Here is a 16,942-nt window from a genome sequence, read left to right on the forward strand (position 1 = left end):
TCCACCGGTGTTATCGATAACACGAGGTGAAGACCCCTACCGCACCCGTGTCGCCGCTCCTGATCTGCCAGCTCAGGCGTGGTGCACAGGGAGCCGTAATAGTTAGAACCTTGAATTTGTGCGTAGTCCGGCCGTAACATGCCGAACACGGATGTGAACGCTAACGTTCGGACCCCTGCATCCCGCCGAGCCCGTCCCGCCCGGTTGCCGTCCCATCGCCGGTAGCGCTCATTTGGAGGTCCCATGTCGTCCCTGCCCCTCAGCCGACGGCGCGTTCTGCAGGCCGCCGGCGCCACCGCCGTGGTCTCCGCGACCGGCGCCGCGACGCTGGGCGCCGGCCCCGCCGCCGCCGCGGTGGTCCCGCCAGCGCGCGCGGACATCGGCGTCGCGGCCTACGCCTTCGACCCCGGTCAGGTACGACTGACCAGCGGCCGTTGGCTGGACAACCAGAACCGCACCCTGAACTATCTGCGCTTCGTCGACGTTGACCGGATGCTCTACAACTTCCGCGCCAACCACCGGCTGTCCACCAACGGCGCCGCCACCAACGGTGGGTGGGACGCGCCGAACTTCCCGTTCCGTACGCACATGCAGGGGCACTTCCTGACCGCGTGGTCCTATGCCTACGCGGTGCTGGGCGACACCACCTGCCGGGACAAGGCGAACTACATGGTCGCCGAGATGGCCAAGTGCCAGGCGAACAACGGCGCGGCCGGGTTCGGCGCGGGCTACCTCTCCGGCTTCCCGGAGTCGGACTTCTCCGCGCTCGAGGCGCGGACCCTGTCCAACGGAAACGTCCCGTACTACTGCATCCACAAGACGCTCGCCGGCCTGCTCGACGTCTGGCGCTACACCGGCAACACCCAGGCCCGTACGGTGCTGCTGGCCCTCGCCGGCTGGGTCGACACCCGCACGTCCCGGCTCAGCTCCAGCCAGATGCAGTCGATGCTCGGCACCGAGTTCGGTGGCATGAACGACGTGCTGACGGACATCTACCAGATGACCGGTGACAGCCGGTGGCTCACCACGGCCCAGCGGTTCGACCACGCCTCGGTGTTCAACCCCCTGGCCAGCAACCAGGACCAGCTCAACGGTCTGCACGCCAACACGCAGGTGCCCAAGTGGATCGGCGCGGCCCGCGAGTTCAAGGCCACCGGGACCACCCGCTACCGGGACATCGCCAGCAACGCGTGGAACATCACCGTGGGCGCGCACTCCTACGTCATCGGCGGCAACAGCCAGGCCGAGCACTTCCGCGCGCCGAACGCCATCGCCGGTTACCTGAGCAACGACACCTGCGAGCAGTGCAATACCTACAACATGCTCAAGCTGACGCGGGAGCTGTGGCTGCTCGATCCGAACCGGACCGACTACTTCGACTTCTACGAGCGCGCGATGATCAACCACCTGCTCGGCGCGCAGAACCCGGCCGACAGCCGTGGCCACATCACCTACTTCACCCCGCTCAAGCCCGGTGGGCGGCGGGGCGTCGGCCCGGCGTGGGGTGGCGGCACCTGGAGCACCGACTACAACTCGTTCTGGTGCTGCCAGGGCACCGGCCTGGAGATCAACACGAAGTTGATGGACTCCGTCTACTTCTACAGCGGCACGACGCTCACGGTGAACCTCTTCGTGCCGTCCGAGCTGAACTGGTCGCAGCGGGGGATCACGGTCACCCAGAGCACCACGTACCCGGTGAGCGACACCAGCACGCTCACGCTCTCCGGCACGATGAGTGGCTCGTGGAGCATCCGGGTGCGCATCCCGGCGTGGACGAGCGGCGCGACCATCAGCGTCAACGGGGTGGCCGAGTCGGTCACCACGACGCCGGGCAGCTACGCCACCGTCACCCGCACCTGGGCCGCCGGCGACACCATCACCGTACGACTGCCCATGCGGGTCGTCATGCGGGCGGCCAACGACAATCCCAGCGTCGCCGCCGTCACGTACGGCCCGAGCGTGCTCTGCGGCAACTACGGCAACACCACGCTCAACTCGCTGCCGTCGCTCGTGGTCTCGTCGGTCGCCCGGACCAGCACCAGCTCGCTCGCGTTCACGGCCACCGCGAACGGGTCCACCGTCAACCTCGGGCCGTTCCAGGACGCCCACGGGTTCAACTACACGGTGTACTGGAACACCAGCGGCAGCAGCGGCGGAGGCAGTTACCGGCTGGTCAACGTGGGCAGCGGGATGGTCCTCGGCATCCAGAACATGTCCACCGCCGACGGCGGGCTGGCCCTGCAGTGGGACGACAGCGGCACGGCCGACCACAACTGGGTCATGATCACCGATGGCAACGCCGTCCGGTTCCGCAACGTCAACAGCGGCAAGGTCCTCGGTGTGGAGAACATGTCCACCGCCGACAACGCCCGCGTCCTGCAGTGGTCGGACAACGGCACCGCCGACCACCGGTGGACGCTCGTCGACAACGGCGACGGCACCTACAAGATCCGCAACGTCAACAGCGGCAAGCTGCTCGGCATCCTGAACAACTCCACCGCCCGGGGCGCGCAGGCGGTGCAGGATTCGGACAACGGCAGCGCGGACAACCGCTGGCGGCTGGTGGCCAACGCCTAGACCGTCGAGGCTCGGCCTGGCCGGGGCGTGTGTCGAAACCCTCGAATCGGGGGCTTCGGCACACGCCCCTCGTGCTGTCTCGGCCCGACCCGCGAGATCTTGCCGAACTCTCTTGCGCAGATAGGTCTGTAATGCAAAGCTAACTTCATGACACACGAATCCGCTCCGCAGGCGGACGGCCCTCGGGAGCTGTTGGCCGCTGTGCGCGACCTGACCCGCCAGGTCCAGGTCGCCCAGCGCGGCACCTGGTTTCCGCTGCTGGTCCTCGCGGTGGTCACCCTGGCCGCGATCCCCGTCTACCGGTACGCCCCCTACCTCGATGTGTTCGACACCTGCCGATCCCGCCCGGGGCACACGGTCTGCATGGCGCCCAATCCGGCGGAGCTCGGGTACTGGACCGTCGCGCTGGTGCTCGCGTACGTGGCGATCGCCGGCTTCTACGTACGGCAGTCCCGACGCCGTGGCGTGGGCACCCCGATCCGCCCCTACGTCGTCGTCGGCGTCGCGTTGGCCGTGCTGATGGCCGCCGTGTCGATCTGGCTGACGTTCCACCCGCTCCTCCCCGTCCCCGCCGACCCCTTCTCCACCGACCCGGTCAAGATCGAGGTCGGGCCGGCGACGTGGCTCGTCAACGGACTGGCCAGTCCCGTCGCGGTCATCGCGCTGGCGCTGATGGTGCTCGCGTGGGTCGAACGCAACTGGGCGCTGCTTGCGTACAGCCTCGTCTACCTGGTGATCGTGATGGTGCAGGGCGGCCAGGTCATCCACTCGACCTCGTCGTGGTTCTTCCTGCCGCACCTGCTCCTCGCTGCGGCGCTACTGCTGCTCGGCAGCGCGGCCTTCGCCCTGTTCCGGCCGAGCACCGAGGTTCCGAGGCGATGACCGACCATCCCACCAACGGCCTTGACGACGTGGTCCACCAGCGCGTCCGACTGGGCATCCTGGCCATCGCGCACCAGGCTCGCCAGGTCGAGTTCGGCTTCCTGCGCACCACCCTGCAGCTGACCGCGGGCAATCTCGGGCAGCACCTGACCGTCCTGGAGAAGGCCGAGCTGATCCAGATCGAGAAGGGCTACGAGGGCAAGCGCCCGCGTACCTGGGTGACTCTCACCGCTGCCGGTCAGGCCGCCCTGCGCGACGAGATCGCCCACCTCAAGCAACTCATCCAGCAGGTCGAGCAGACCGGGCCGCCGCCGACCGGTGACCCGGTGACCTGAACCTCAGTCGGCCGTTCCCGCGCGCCGGAACGCGCGGGCCAGCTCGGCCAGGTCGAGCCCTTCGAAGTGGCGCAGGAACCGCTGCCGTACGGCAGCGAGATGGCTGGGCCAGGACTCCTGGAGGCGGGCGAAGCCCGCGTCGGTGAGCACCGCGTTCCAGCCGCGGGCGTCCTCCTCGCACCGTTCCCGCTTGACCAGTCCCTGGCTCTCCAGTCGGATGATCGTCCGGGTCATGCCGCTCAACGAGAGGTAACAGGCCGTAGCGAGTTCGTGCATCCGCATTCGCCGCTCCGGCGCCTCGGAGAGGTTCATCAGGGCGGTGTACTCGGTCAGCGGTAGCTGCCGGTCGCCCACCATGTCGGCGTCGATCGCGCGTGGCACCACGTACATCACCTGGCCCAGGGCGCGAACCAGCGCCTCCTCGTCGGGTTCGAGGGGTCGCGGCGCCTCGGGGTGGGGATCGGCCATCCCGCAAGCATAGTTGCTTGATTGAGCAATTGCTTACTGTGGGTGTGAGGGTGCTCATACCACGGTCATTTGCTTGACGAAGCAAGGAGCGGCTAGCGTTCCGGCGGTCAGGTTCGGACTACTGAAAGGCGCAGCCATGACCAGGATCGGGATCATCCTCGGAAGCACCCGCCCGGGGCGCAACGGCGAAGCCGTCGCCCGCTGGGTCCACGAGATCGCCCAGCAGCGCACCGACGCGCAGTTCGAGCTGATCGACCTGCTCGACTACAAGCTGCCGCACCTCGACGAGGCGATGCCGCCGGCGATGGGCCAGTACAGCCAGCCCCACACGCTGCGCTGGGCCGAGACCATCGCGTCGTTCGACGGCTTCGTGATGGTGACGCCCGAGTACAACCACTCGACCTCCGGCGCGCTGAAGAACGCCATCGACTTCCTCTACAACGAGTGGAACAACAAGGCCGTCGGGTTCGTCAGCTACGGCTCCCTCGGTGGCGCCCGGGCCGTGGAGCACCTGCGCCTGATCGCCGGTGAGCTGCAGATGGCCGACGTGCGCTCGCAGGTCGCGCTCTCGCTCTACACCGACTTCGAGAACTTCAGCACCTTCAAGCCCGGCGACCAGCACCTGCCGGCGCTGACCACCACCCTCGACCAGGTCGTGGCCTGGAGCACCGCGCTCGCGCCGCTGCGCCAGGGCTGACCTTTATCGGTACGCCTCGAGACGGCCGCGGGAGTCCCTCCCACGGCCGTCTCGGTGCATGGGTGTCCCGGCGGGTTCGTGAACATCGGCCCGGTGTGACGGTCGGCGCGGCGCGAGGCGGGCCGCTACCCTCGGCGTGATGAGCCGAGCCGCCAGCCCCGCGCGGGCTCCGCTGTGGCGGGACCGTGCCTTCGGCACGTACTGGATCGCGCAGTCGCTCTCCGCGGCCGGCGACGCGTTCGCCTACCTCGCGGTACCGCTGCTGGTGTTGCAGGCGACCGGATCGGTGGCCCAGATGGGCCTGCTCACCGCCGTCGCGGGCGCGGCGTCCGTGGCCGCCGGCATCTTCGGCGGGGTGCTGGTCGACAGGTACGACAGGCGTCGGCTGATGATCGTCGCGGACCTGGTCCGGCTGGTCCTCTACGGTCTCGTGCCGCTGGTCTGGCTCGCTGGCCCGCGCGTCTGGCTGCTCTTCGTCGTGCTGCCGGTCTGCGAGGCGGCCGGCATGCTGTTCCAGGTCGCCGCGGTGACCGCCGTCCGCAACCTCGTCGACGCCGACCGGATCACCGAGGCCAACGGCCGGCTCCAGGCGACGTTCGCGGCGACCGCCGTCCTCGGGCCGCTGCTCGCCGGTGTGGTGTCGGCCCGCTTCGGCCCGGCGGTCGCCATCGCCGTCAACGCCGCCAGCTTCGCCCTCTCGGCCGTTGGCCTGCGGCTGATCCGGTTGCGCACCGCCCAGCCCGCCGACACCGCGCCGATGGCCCGGGAACGCCCGCTGGTCGAGTTCCTGGCCGGCGCGCGGTTCCTGTGGCGCCAGCCCGTGCTCCGCGCGCTGACCGTCCTGCTGTCGGTGTTCATCTTCCTCACCTACGGCTTCACCGACGTGCTGATCTACCACGTGACCCACGACCTCGGCGGCACCGAGGGGACGGTCGGCACCGTACTCGGCCTGGCGGCCCTGGGCACGGTCGCCGGGGCGCTGCTGGTGGCTCCGCTGCGCCGGCGACGCGGATTCGGCGCCACCTGGATCGGCGCGCACGCGATCTGCGGGTTCGCGGTGGCGGGCGTCGGCGTCGCGACGACCGTGCCGACGGTCACCGCCCTGACCGCCGTGTACCTGTGCTGTCTCAGCGTCGGCGGAATCTGCTCGATGTCACTGCGCCAGGAGATCACTCCCGACCATCTGCTCGGTCGGGTCACCTCGGCGTTCTGGAGCACGCACTACGCCCTCGGCCCGGCCGGCGCGGTGATTCTGACGTGGACGGCCAGCCGGTACGGCGTACCGGCGGTGGCGCTCGTCGCCGGAGCGGGTTGCCTGCTGGTGGCGGTCGGCGGGCTGTTCACCCCGGTCCGCCGCGCGGGCGCCGAACCGGCGTCCACCGCACCGGGACTCGGGCCGGCGCCGGCCGTCGGCACGACCGGCGGCTGAGGCACCGCACGGCGGGGGACTCAGAACTCCCGGTACATGACGTGCAGGCCGACCCGCCCGAGGGTTCGGTGGCGGAACGCGCCCGGCACCGTGCCGACCACCTCGAAGCCCTCCCGCCGGTACAGCTCGACCGCCGTCCGGTTCGTCTCCACCACGGCGTTGAACTGCATCCCGGCGTACCCCGCGAGGCGGGCCCAGGTCAGAGCGTCGCGGCACAGCGCGGTGCCGACGCCCCGGCCGCGGGCGTCGGCGGCCACCAGGAAGCTGGCGGTGCTGACGTGCGCGCCCGGTCCGGGACGGTTGGCCCCCATCTTCGCGCTGCCCAGCACCCGATCACCGTCGGTCGCGACGACGGTCCGTCCGGGCGCGGCCTCCACCCAGAGGGCGTACGCCTCCTGCGCGGTCATCCCCGGGTCGTAGGCGAAGGTCTCCGGTGCCCGGATCACGTCCTCGATGATCGGCCACACCTGCGACCAGTCCTGGTCGGTGAACGTACGGATCAACACGGGCGCAGGCTACGCAGGACGCGCCGGGGGGGGACAACGGGTTTTGCGGGCCCGTCAGGAGGCGGCGTCGGCGCGCCGGGCGCGCGGCGTCGTCGTGGCGCGTGCTCGACCCGGCGCCGGCCCGGCGGTGTCCCGGCGGACCAGTTCGGCGGGCAGCACCTCGACCCGGGGGGTCGGCGCCGCCGCGCCGAGCACCAGCGACATGGCCCGGACCCCCATGTCGACGAGGGGGAGCCGCACCGTGGTCAACGCGGGTGTGACGTCGCGGGCGATCGGCATGTCGTCGAAGCCGACGACGGAGATCCGTCCCGGTACGGCGAGCGAGCGGGCCCGCAGGGTGGCGAGGGCGCCGATGGCCATCGAGTCGTTGAGCGCCACGATGGCGGTCAGCTCCGGATCGGAGTCGAGCAGCCGGGCGGTGGCCTCCGCGCCGCCGTCCCGGTCGAACTCGGCGTACCGGATGCGCCGCTCGGGCAGGTCGAGGCCGTGCTCGGCCAGGGCCTGCCGGAGCCCGGCCAGCCGGTCGGTGGTGGTGGTGAGGATGCGCGGGCCGGCGACCACGCCGATCGCCCGGTGGCCCAGCGCGCAGAGTTCGCGGCCGGCGAGGTGACCGCCGGCCTGGTTGTCCGGCATGACGGCGTCGCCGGAGTGCTCGTGGCGGCCGATGACCGCGACCCGCCCGCCGGTCGCCTCGTACGCGGCGAGCTTCTCGTTGAGCTGTCGGGTGAAGGCCTCGTCGTGGTAGCCGGACCCGGCCAGGATCAGCGCAGCCACCTGGTGGCCGCGCAGCAGCTCCACGTACTCCAGCTCGCGGTCCGGGTCGCGGTAGCTGTTGCAGATCATCAGCAGCCGGCCCTGGTCGGTGGCGACGCGTTGCAGGCCGCGGGTGATCTCGGCGAAGTACGGGTCGGAGACGTCGTGCACGATCACGCCGACCGCGCTGCGGTGCGAGCGGGCCAGCAGTTGGGCGTGCGCGTTCGGCACGTACTGCAACTCGGCGACGGCCGCGAGCACCCGTTCGCGCAGCTCGTCGGTGACCGGTTTGCTGCTGCCGTTGATGACGCGCGAGGCCGTGGCGGGTGAGACGCCCGCGCGCCGCGCCACGTCGGACAGGGTCGCCATGGCCCGCCCCCTCGGTCTGTTGACGGCGTTTCGCCGCGCCGGCTAGCGTCACCGTACCGCAGAGAAAGCCCTTTCCCGCAGGGAGGCCCGGCCATGTCGGAACGCTTCGCGGCACTGCCCGGCGGCGTCGGAGTGTCCCGGCTGCGCGTCTACGACACGGCGGCGCCGGACGGCGTGGTCGGCGGCACCCCGCACGTGCACCTGTGCTGCACCGAGGGGTACGTGGTGACCGGCGGCGAGGGCGCGGTGCAGACCCTCGGCGGCGAGGGCTTCCGGGAGACCCCGCTGCGGGCGGGCACGGTGGTGTGGTTCGAACCGGGCACCGTGCACCGCCTGGTGAACGGCGGCGATCTGTCCATCGTGGTGCTCATGCAGAACAGCGGCCTGCCCGAGGCCGGCGACGCGGTCCTGACCTTCCCGCCCGAGGTGCTGGCCGACCCCGAGGCGTACGCCGAGGCCGCGGCGCTGCCGGACGGGGGAGCGCCGGGGGCGGACGTGCGGGGCGCGTACCGTCGGCGGGATCTGGCGGTGGCCGGCTTCGCGGCGCTGCGGTCCGGTGGGCCGACGGCGCTGGCCGCCTTTTACGCGGCGGCGGCGGTGCTGCGCCGGCCGCTGCTGGCGGCCTGGCGGCAGCGGTGGGCGGACGGCGCGGGTGCGGCCGCCGCCGGCACCGGCGCCCAGTTGGACGCCCTGGAGCGGGGCGAGTGGCGTTATCTGGGCGGGGCCGGCGTGTACGCGGTGGACGCGCCCGTCGAGCGTGGCCGGTTGGGGATGTGCGGCCTGCTCGACACCTATCCGGCTGCCGGCTGACGCCGCCGGTGCCGCGCGGTCCAGTTCGGACCGCGAGGGCGATGATCCACTCGGTTTCAGGGCAGTCGCGGTGTCCGAGAGGGAGGGAAGGCCCGGTTTCCAGCAAGCCGAGTCGACCGTGGGCGACGCCTTCACCGGGCGGCCCGACGGGCGTCGAATAGATCGAGGAAAGGCCTTGCCTGCGGTCTGGACGCCGCCTACGCTCCCAGGAAAGCGTTTGCCTGACCCGCCGACCGACCCGGCCCCCGGGTGCCGCGCCGGGCCCCGAGGAGGTTCGCGTGACCGAGAACTCTTTGGACACGGCAGGCCGGCGCGCCGCCGCCGACCAGGCGACTGGTGGGCGGGAAACGGATTCAGCCGCCCCGGCGGACTCCTCGCCCGGATCGGCCGACGCTCGCGTCGGGAGCGGGCTCGGATCCGGAGCGGCCGGTCCGTCGCCGGACGATGATGACCGGTCACCCCGACGCACGCTCGGCCGTCGCGCGGCGGCGGTCGCCGACTCGCTCTGGCGGCCGGCGCTCGTGCTGGCGGCCTTTGTCCTCGCCTGGTGGTTCGTCGCCGCCCGGGAGTACGTGCCGAACTACCTCGTGCCCACCCCCGGTCAGGTCTGGACCACGACGACCGACCAGTGGTCCGAGCTGGCCCGGCACACCCTGGTCACCCTCTACGAGACCGTGCTCGGCTTCGTCCTGGCCGCCGCGCTGGGGCTGGCCACCGCGGTCGCCATCGCCTACTCGCGCACCCTGGACAAGGCGCTCTATCCGATCGTCCTGTTCGCACAGGTCATCCCGAAGATCGCCATCGCGCCGCTGCTGGTCGTCTGGTTCGGTCTCGGCCTCACTCCGAAGATCATCCTGGCGGTGCTCATCGCGTTCTTCCCGGTGGTCATCTCCGGCGTCGCCGGCCTGCGCTCGACCGACCCGGAACTGCTCGACCTCTCCGCCACGATGGGCGCCGGGCCCTGGCGGACCTTCCGCAAGATCCGCTTCCCGAACGCGTTGCCGCACCTCATGGCCGGCCTGAAGGTGGCGGTCACCCTCGCGGTGGTCGGCGCCGTGGTCGGCGAGTTCGTCGGCGCCAGCGAGGGGCTCGGCTACGTCCTGTTGCTGGCCAACGGCAACCTCGACGCCCCGCTGTTGTTCGCCGACCTGATCCTGATGTCCGCCATCGGCATCGTCCTGTTCGTTCTGGTCGAGATCGCCGAGGCGATGCTCATCCCGTGGCACGCCAGCCGTCGCGCCGGCGTGTCCCTCACCACCTCCTGACCGACCCCATCACGGAGGCACCGATGAAGCGCACCGCCACCACCATCCTGGCCACCGCCGCCCTGTTGCTCGCCGCCGCCGGCTGCGGCGGCTCGGACTCCGCCGGCAGGACCGGCGCCGACGGCAGGAAACAGGTCACCCTCACCCTCAACTGGGTGCCGTACGGCGAGCACGCGCCCTTCTACTACGGTCTGCAGCAGGGCTACTACTCCGCCGAGGGCATCGACCTGAAGATCCTGCCCGGCAACGGCTCCGGCAACACCGTCAAGCAGGTCGCCCAGAAACAGACCGACTTCGGCTGGGCCGACAGTCCCGTCCTGCTCAAGTCGGTGGCCAGCGGGATGCCGGTGCGCAGCCTCGGCGCGTACCTGGAGAAGGGCCCGTCCTCGGTGGAGTTCTTCACCGAGAAGAACATCAGGACACCGGCCGACCTCAAGGGCAAGACCGTCGGCGGCACACCCGGCGACGCCCTCTACGCGACCTTCCCGGCCTGGTTGGAGAAGAACGGCCTGAAGAAGGACGACGTCAAGGTCGTCAACGTGGACGCCGCCGGCAAGATCGCCGCCCTGGCCGAGGGCAGGGTCGACGCCATCATGGGCTTCTTCCACGACCAGGCGCCCACCATCGAGAGCAAGACCGGCAAGAAGGTCGACGTGCTGCTCTTCGCCGACTACGGGATGAACCTGCTCGGCACCGGACTGATCGCCAACACCCAGACCCTGCAGAAGGACCCGGAGCTGGCCCGCAGGTTCGTCCGGGCCACCCAGAAGTCCTGGGCCGACGCGGCGCGCGACCCGGCCGGCGCGGTGAGCGCCATGGTCGCGCTCGCCGAGAACGAGCCGGCCCCCGAGGTGCTCACCAAGCAGCTCACCCTCAACCTGCCGCTGCTCGGCGGCGACGGTCCGGCCGGGGTGAACACCGAAGCCCAGTGGTCCGAGACCATCGACCTGATGGCCCGCTACGCGGAGCTGAAGGATCCGGGCGCGCCGGACGCGTACTGGGACTCGTCGTACGCGGCCAAGGGCTGACGAGGTGAGCGCCGCGCCGGCGACCACCGGCACCGCCATCGGGATGTCCGGGGTGACCGTCCGGTTCACCACCCGACGTTCGCGGACCACCGCCCTCGACGACGTGTCCCTGCACATCGAGCCGGGCGAGTTCGTCACCATCGTCGGCCCGTCCGGCTGCGGCAAGTCCACCCTGCTGAAGATCGTCGCCGGACTGGTGAAGCCCACCAGCGGCGAGGTCTCGCTGCTGCGACAGCCGGTGCGCGGCCCGCAGCAGGAGATCGGCTTCGTCTTCCAGAAGGCCGCGCTGCTCCAGTGGCGTGGCGCGCGGGCCAACATCCTGCTGCAGGCCGAGATGCGCGGGATGGACCGGGCGCGGGCGGCCCGTCGGGCGGACGAGCTGATTGAGATGACCGGGCTGACCGGCTTCGAGAAGGCGCTGCCGCACGAGCTGTCCGGCGGTATGCAGCAGCGGGTGGCGCTCTGCCGCGCGCTGCTGCACGCCCCACCGGTGCTGCTCATGGACGAGCCGTTCGGCGCCCTGGACGCGCTGACCCGCGAGCAGATGAACGCCGAGCTGCACCGCATCTGGCGGGAGACCGGCACCACGGTGGTGCTGGTCACCCACTCCATCGCCGAGGCGGTCTTCCTCGGCACCCGGGTCGTGGTGATGAGCGCCCGGCCCGGCCGGATCATCCGCGCCTTCGACGTCGAGCTGCCCGCGCACCGCGACTACGCGCAGGTGATGTCGGACTCCCGCTTCGACCGGCTCGCCACCGAACTGCGCGGACTGCTCGGCAGCGCGGCCGCCAACCACTGAACGACCAGCACGACGAAGGGGACCACCATGACCCGCAGGTCGATCGGCATCATCGTCAACGGCGTGACCGGACGGATGGGCTACCGCCAGCACCTCGTCCGGTCCCTGCTGGCCATCCGCGAGTCCGGCGGCGTGACGTTGGCCGACGGCACGACCATCTGGCCAGAACCGGTCCTGGTGGGGCGCAACGAGACCAAGCTCCGCGAGCTCGCCGGGCGGCACGGCCTCACCGACTGGACCACCGACCTGACCGCCGCGCTGGCCCGCGACGACGTCGAGATCTACTTCGACGCCCTGGTCACCCAGCAGCGGGAGAAGGCGATCCGCCAGGCGATCGAGGCCGGCAAGCACATCTACACGGAGAAGCCGCTCGCCGAGGACACCGCCGCCGCGCTCGACCTGGCCCGCGCCGCCGACGCGGCCGGTGTCCGCACCGGCGTCGTGCAGGACAAGCTGTTCCTGCCCGGCCTGCGCAAACTCAAGCGGCTCGTCGACGGCGGCTTCTTCGGTCGGATCCTCTCGGTGCGCGGCGAGTTCGGCTACTGGGTCTTCGAGGGCGACTGGCAGCCGGCCCAGCGTCCCTCGTGGAACTACCGCGCCGAGGCCGGCGGCGGCATCACCTCGGACATGTTCCCGCACTGGCACTACGTGCTCCAGGAGCTGTTCGGCCGGGTCACCGCGGTCACCTGTGTGACCGCCACCCACGTGCCCGAGCGGTTCGACGAGGACGGCCGCGCCTACGCCGCCACCGCTGACGACGCCGCGTACGCCATCTTCGAACTCGACGGCGGCGTGATCGCGCAGATCAACTCGTCGTGGGGTGTGCGGGTGTACCGCGACGAGCTGGTGGAGTTCCAGGTCGACGGCACCGAGGGCAGCGCCGTCGCCGGGCTGCGCCGCTGCCGGGCACAGCACCGGGCGGTCACCCCGAAACCGGTGTGGAACCCGGACCTGCCGGTCACCGAGGACTTCCGCGCGCAGTGGACCGAGGTGCCCGACAACGAGGAGTTCGACAACGGCTTCAAGATGCAGTGGGAGGCATTCCTGCGGCACGTCGTGGCCGGCGAGCCGTTCCCGTGGGACTTCCTGGCCGGCGCGCGCGGCGTGCAGCTCGCCGAGCTGGGGCTCCGCGCGGCCCGCGAGGGCGTCCGCGTCGAGGTTCCGGAGCTGCACCCGTGAGCGCCGTCGAAGTGGCGCTGCCGGGCGGGCGGCGACACCGGCTCACCGGGGCCGACGGATTCACCCGCCCGGCCGCACCGGCGACCAGCCGGATCGCGTACGCCGCCGCGCACGTGGTCGCCGATCCGGGCGCGGAGAACGTACCGGGCGCCCCGGCGACGGTGGACTGGGACGCCACCCTCGTGTTCCGGCGGCACCTGTGGTCGTACGGGCTGGGTGTCGCCGAGGCGATGGACACCGCCCAGCGGGGAATGGGGCTGGACTATCCGGCGACCCGGGAGCTGGTCCGACGCAGTGCCGCCGAGGCCCGTGCCGTGGGCGGGCGGATCGTCGCCGGTGTCGGCACCGACCAGCTCCCGGCCGGCCCGGCCAGCCTGGCCGGGGTCACCGCCGCGTACCGCGAGCAGCTCGACGACGTCCGCGCCGCCGGCGCGCGGCCGGTGCTGATGTGCAGCCGGCACCTGGCCGCCACCGCCCGCGACGCCGAGGACTACCTACGGGTGTACGACGAGCTGCTGACCGCCGCCGGCGAGCCGGTCGTGCTGCACTGGCTGGGTCCGATGTTCGACCCGGCGCTGACCGGCTACTGGGGGTCCGCCGACCTGGACCTGGCCGCCGACACGGTGGTCGAGCTGGTCAAGGCCCACCAGTCGACGGTGGACGGCATCAAGGTGTCGCTGCTCGACGCCGACCGGGAGGTGGCGTTACGGCGTCGACTGCCGGCCGGGGTACGCCTCTACACCGGCGACGACTTCCACTACCCGGAGCTGATCCGGGGCGACGAGGTGGGCCACTCCGACGCGCTGCTCGGCGTGTTCGCGGCCATCGCGCCGGCCGCCGCCGCCGCGCTGGATGCTCTCGACCGGGGCGACCTGACGTCGTACGACGAGATCTTCGCTCCGACCGTGCCGCTGGCCCGGCACCTGTTCGCGGCGCCGACCTGGCACTACAAGACGGGCATCGTGTTCCTGGCGTGGCTGGCCGGGCACCAGGACCACTTCACGATGGTCGGCGGCGCGCAGTCCGGCCGGTCCCCGGCGCACCTGGCGACCCTGCTCACCCTCGCCGACGCCGCCGGGCTGCTGCCCGACGCGGAACTGGCCGCCGCCCGCGCGCGGGCGTTCTTCACCGTCGCGGGGGTTGTCCAGTGAGTCTCGCGCGGTTCTCGTTCAACCAGGCCACCGCGCAGCGCTGGGCGCTGCCCGACGTGGTCGCCGGCTGTGTGGCGGCCGGTGTGCCGGGCATCGGACTGTGGCGGGAGCCGGTGGCCGAGTACGGGTTGGCCCGCGCGGCGAAGCTGGTCCGCGACGCGGGCCTCACCGTCACGTCGCTGTGCCGGGGCGGATTCTTCACCGCCGACGACTGGCGTGCGCAGAACCTGCGGGCCATCGAGGAGGCCGCCGCGCTGGGCGCACCCGAGCTGGTGCTCGTCTCCGGCGGACTGCCGGCGGGCAGTCGCGACGTCGACGGCGCCCGCCGCCGGGTCGCCGACGCGATCGGCGAGCTGGCGCCGCACGCGGCGGCGGCCGGCGTCCGGCTGGCGATCGAACCGCTGCACCCGATGTTCGCCGCCGACCGCTGCGTGATCGCCACCCTCGGTCAGGCGCTCGACATCGCCGAGCGGTTCGATCCGGAGGTGGTCGGGGTGGTGATCGACGCGTACCACGTGTGGTGGGACGACACCGTGTACGCGCAGATCGTCCGGGCCGGCGCGCGGATCGCCGCGTTCCAGGTCTGCGACTGGGTGACACCGCTGCCGGAGGGGGTGCTGCTCGGCCGGGCGTTGCCCGGCGACGGGTGCATCGAGCTGCGGCGGCTGCGCGAGGCGGTGGACGCGGCCGGCTACCGCGGTCCGATCGAGGTGGAGGTCTTCTCCGCCGAGGTCTGGGCGCGGCCGGGCGCGCAGGTGCTGGACGCGGCGATCGCCGGCTATCTGCGCCACGTCGTCTGACCGGCGCGGGGCGCAGGGGTACGCCGACCGGCGGTAGGGTCGTCGGCGTGGATCTGGAGAAGACCGCAGCCCTGCTCGGGGTGCCCGTCGAGGCTGTCGAGCGGGTGCACCGGCTGGCCGGCGACCGGCCCTCGGCCCCGCTGCCCGCCAAGGCCGACGCGCCGGCGATCCTCGACCGGCTCGCGGTGCCGCCGGACGACGCCGTCGAGATCATGGCGGGGTGGCCGGAACGCGACTTACCACTGTGGACGCCGGAGCTGCGCTGGCTGCTCGACCGTTCGATCGCGCTGGTCCGCGCGGATCTCGGCGGGTACGGCTGGCTGCCACCCGGGCCGGAGCTGCCGCTCGACCGTGGCCCCGCCTGGCGGCATCTCTACGTGTACGCGTACCTCGCGCTGGTCGAGATCGTGCGGGGCTACCACCGCGACCACGGCGTTCCCGACGCCGTCTCCTGGGCGACGCTCGCCGACCTGGGTCGTAACCTCGCCGTCGACCGGCGGATGCGCGGCGAGGGCTGGCCGGTCATGCAGAGCTGGTTGACGCTGCACGTGCGCGGCGCCGTCTACGAGTTGGGCCGGTTGCAGCACCATCGCGGCGACGGCGCCATCGGCCTGCACATCCCCGACGCGGGGCCGCTGACCCCGGAGGCGGTCTCGGCGTCGCTCGACGAGGCCCGGGTCTTCTTCCCGCGTCACTTCCCCGACGAGCACTACACGGCGTTCTCCTGCGGCTCGTGGCTGCTCGACCCCCAGTTGCGGGAGTACCTGCCCGACGACTCGAACATCATCCGGTTCCAGCGACGGTTCGAGCTGGAGTCCTACGAGGAGCCGGAGGGCCTGGACGCGGACGTCGAGGTGCTGCGATTCGTCTTCCGGACGCTGACCACACCGCTGGACGAGTTGCCGCGCCGCACCGCCCTGCAACGGGCGATCGTCGACCACCTGTCGGCTGGCCGGCACTGGCAGTGGCGTCAGGGCCGCTTCCCGATCGACGCGACGCATCGGCCGTACCTACCCTGATCCGGTGCTAGCCGCCGAAGCCCCGAAGATCACGGACTGGATGCAGGCGTGGGGGAGCCTGGCCGGGTTGGTCATGTCGACCTTCGCCGTCGTCTTCACCGGTCTGCTGTTCCGTCACGAGACCCGGGTCCGTCGGGACGAGCAGGAGAGCCGCGAGGCGGCGCAGGCGCGCCTGGTCATCCCGGTACTGACCCGCGATGACGATGAGAGCGACGGCGTCGTGGTCCGGCGCGACCCGACCGAGGCGACGGTGACCCTCGTCAACCACAGCGCCGCGCCCATCTTCGATGTGCATGTCGACGTCGCCTGGCAGGAGTCGTTCCGCTGGCCCGGACGTCGCCGAGAGATGCAGGGCACCGTGATCGCGAACGGGGGCAGACGCTTCGCCGTGGTGGAGAAGTCCGAGGCGGTGCGCTTCGAGTTGACCGGCACTGCCGCGTACCTGGGGCAGGCGAGGATCCGCTTCACCGACGCGGCCGGGCTGGTGTGGCAGCGAACGGGTCTGGGGTCGCCGGTCCGCTACACCCCGCCGGAGAGCACTCTGGGCAGGGCGTTCCGGTTGCTGCCCTGGGTGCTCCTGGTGATCTACGTGGTGCTTCCCGCGATCGTCATAGCCGCCGTCTTCGCCGTGGTGCGGCTCTGGCCGTAGCCGGTGATTGTCCCGCAGCCGCGCCGAAAAAACATGATCTAGGCACGGGTGAAACATCATGATCTTATCTGCATCATGATCCGTAACACCGCTCGAATCCTCGATTAACCGTCGAGGGCTTAGGTGGGGGAGCGCTCCCATGCGGGTCGCGGTCACTGAAGAAGCTCCACACAGGAGCAATCGAAGGGAGTCTCGTGTCCACACGCACGAGCGGGAAAAATCTGCG

17 protein-coding genes are annotated in these 16,942 nt (G+C 71.2%); 14 read left to right on the forward strand and 3 right to left on the reverse strand.

The window, feature by feature from the left end; translation table 11 throughout:
* Positions 1–243 precede the first annotated feature (243 nt).
* The 3 genes from ACIBTX_RS23000 (at position 244) to ACIBTX_RS23010 (ending at position 3,794) form a co-directional block, all read left to right on the forward strand.
* Positions 244–2,577, forward strand: coding sequence for a beta-L-arabinofuranosidase domain-containing protein (locus ACIBTX_RS23000; RefSeq protein ID WP_357169648.1), 2,334 nt, complete (start codon positions 244–246; stop codon positions 2,575–2,577).
* 147 nt (positions 2,578–2,724) lie between these two features.
* Positions 2,725–3,459: a hypothetical protein gene (locus ACIBTX_RS23005; protein WP_357117879.1), complete on the forward strand. Its 735-nt coding sequence runs from the start codon at positions 2,725–2,727 to the stop codon at positions 3,457–3,459.
* Positions 3,456–3,794, forward strand: a complete 339-nt coding sequence (locus tag ACIBTX_RS23010; protein WP_357117882.1) for a transcriptional regulator — start codon at positions 3,456–3,458, stop codon at positions 3,792–3,794. The genes ACIBTX_RS23005 and ACIBTX_RS23010 overlap by 4 nt, the downstream gene beginning before the upstream one ends.
* Positions 3,795–3,797: 3 nt before the next feature.
* Here the strand turns inward: ACIBTX_RS23010 and ACIBTX_RS23015 are convergent, their stop codons facing one another.
* Positions 3,798–4,262 (reverse strand): MarR family transcriptional regulator, encoded by a 465-nt coding sequence (locus ACIBTX_RS23015; protein ID WP_357117885.1) that lies wholly within the window; start codon positions 4,260–4,262, stop codon positions 3,798–3,800.
* A 136-nt stretch (positions 4,263–4,398) separates the two neighbouring features.
* On the opposite strand from ACIBTX_RS23015, the gene ACIBTX_RS23020 reads away from it, so the two are divergent.
* Both ACIBTX_RS23020 and ACIBTX_RS23025 read left to right on the forward strand, forming a co-directional pair.
* Positions 4,399–4,959, forward strand: a complete 561-nt coding sequence (locus tag ACIBTX_RS23020) for an NAD(P)H-dependent oxidoreductase (RefSeq protein WP_357117888.1) — start codon at positions 4,399–4,401, stop codon at positions 4,957–4,959.
* A 139-nt stretch (positions 4,960–5,098) separates the two neighbouring features.
* Positions 5,099–6,388 (forward strand): MFS transporter, encoded by a 1,290-nt coding sequence (locus ACIBTX_RS23025; RefSeq protein ID WP_357117892.1) that lies wholly within the window; start codon positions 5,099–5,101, stop codon positions 6,386–6,388.
* 20 nt (positions 6,389–6,408) lie between these two features.
* On the opposite strand, the gene ACIBTX_RS23030 is transcribed toward ACIBTX_RS23025, so the two are convergent.
* On the reverse strand, positions 6,409–6,894 hold the full coding sequence (locus tag ACIBTX_RS23030) for a GNAT family N-acetyltransferase (protein ID WP_357117895.1): 486 nt from the start codon (positions 6,892–6,894) through the stop codon (positions 6,409–6,411).
* A 54-nt stretch (positions 6,895–6,948) separates the two neighbouring features.
* Complete coding sequence (locus ACIBTX_RS23035; RefSeq protein WP_357117899.1) at positions 6,949–8,016, reverse strand: LacI family DNA-binding transcriptional regulator; 1,068 nt, start codon at positions 8,014–8,016, stop codon at positions 6,949–6,951.
* A gap of 93 nt (positions 8,017–8,109) precedes the next feature.
* Between ACIBTX_RS23035 and ACIBTX_RS23040 the strand changes: the two genes are divergently transcribed.
* The 9 genes from ACIBTX_RS23040 to ACIBTX_RS23080 all read left to right on the forward strand — a co-directional run bounded on the left by ACIBTX_RS23040 (position 8,110) and on the right by ACIBTX_RS23080 (position 16,716).
* A complete protein-coding gene (locus tag ACIBTX_RS23040; RefSeq protein ID WP_357117902.1) occupies positions 8,110–8,826 on the forward strand; it encodes a cupin domain-containing protein in 717 nt (238 codons plus the stop codon).
* Between the two features lie 278 nt (positions 8,827–9,104).
* Complete coding sequence (locus ACIBTX_RS23045; RefSeq protein WP_357117905.1) at positions 9,105–10,091, forward strand: ABC transporter permease; 987 nt, start codon at positions 9,105–9,107, stop codon at positions 10,089–10,091.
* A gap of 23 nt (positions 10,092–10,114) precedes the next feature.
* Positions 10,115–11,119, forward strand: coding sequence for an ABC transporter substrate-binding protein (locus ACIBTX_RS23050; RefSeq protein ID WP_396832985.1), 1,005 nt, complete (start codon positions 10,115–10,117; stop codon positions 11,117–11,119).
* A gap of 43 nt (positions 11,120–11,162) precedes the next feature.
* The gene (locus tag ACIBTX_RS23055; protein ID WP_396833030.1) at positions 11,163–11,918 is read left to right on the forward strand and encodes an ABC transporter ATP-binding protein; all 756 of its coding nucleotides are present in this window, start codon (positions 11,163–11,165) and stop codon (positions 11,916–11,918) included.
* A 27-nt stretch (positions 11,919–11,945) separates the two neighbouring features.
* The gene (locus ACIBTX_RS23060) at positions 11,946–13,097 is read left to right on the forward strand and encodes a Gfo/Idh/MocA family oxidoreductase (protein ID WP_357117916.1); all 1,152 of its coding nucleotides are present in this window, start codon (positions 11,946–11,948) and stop codon (positions 13,095–13,097) included.
* Entirely contained in the window at positions 13,094–14,248 is a 1,155-nt protein-coding gene (locus ACIBTX_RS23065) for a dihydrodipicolinate synthase family protein (RefSeq protein ID WP_357117919.1), read from the forward strand. Before ACIBTX_RS23060 ends, ACIBTX_RS23065 begins: the two co-directional genes overlap by 4 nt.
* Positions 14,245–15,048 carry a sugar phosphate isomerase/epimerase family protein gene (locus ACIBTX_RS23070; RefSeq protein ID WP_357117922.1) on the forward strand — a complete coding sequence of 268 codons (804 nt, stop codon included), beginning with the start codon at positions 14,245–14,247 and terminating at the stop codon, positions 15,046–15,048. Before ACIBTX_RS23065 ends, ACIBTX_RS23070 begins: the two co-directional genes overlap by 4 nt.
* Positions 15,049–15,095: 47 nt before the next feature.
* The gene (locus ACIBTX_RS23075) at positions 15,096–16,067 is read left to right on the forward strand and encodes an acyltransferase domain-containing protein (protein ID WP_357117925.1); all 972 of its coding nucleotides are present in this window, start codon (positions 15,096–15,098) and stop codon (positions 16,065–16,067) included.
* Positions 16,068–16,071: 4 nt separating this feature from the next.
* Entirely contained in the window at positions 16,072–16,716 is a 645-nt protein-coding gene (locus tag ACIBTX_RS23080) for a hypothetical protein (RefSeq protein WP_357117928.1), read from the forward strand.
* Positions 16,717–16,942 lie beyond the last annotated feature (226 nt).

Origin of the sequence: Micromonospora sp. NPDC049359, from assembly GCF_044466585.1 — a bacterium.
In the GTDB taxonomy this organism is placed as follows: Bacteria; Actinomycetota; Actinomycetes; order Mycobacteriales; family Micromonosporaceae; genus Micromonospora.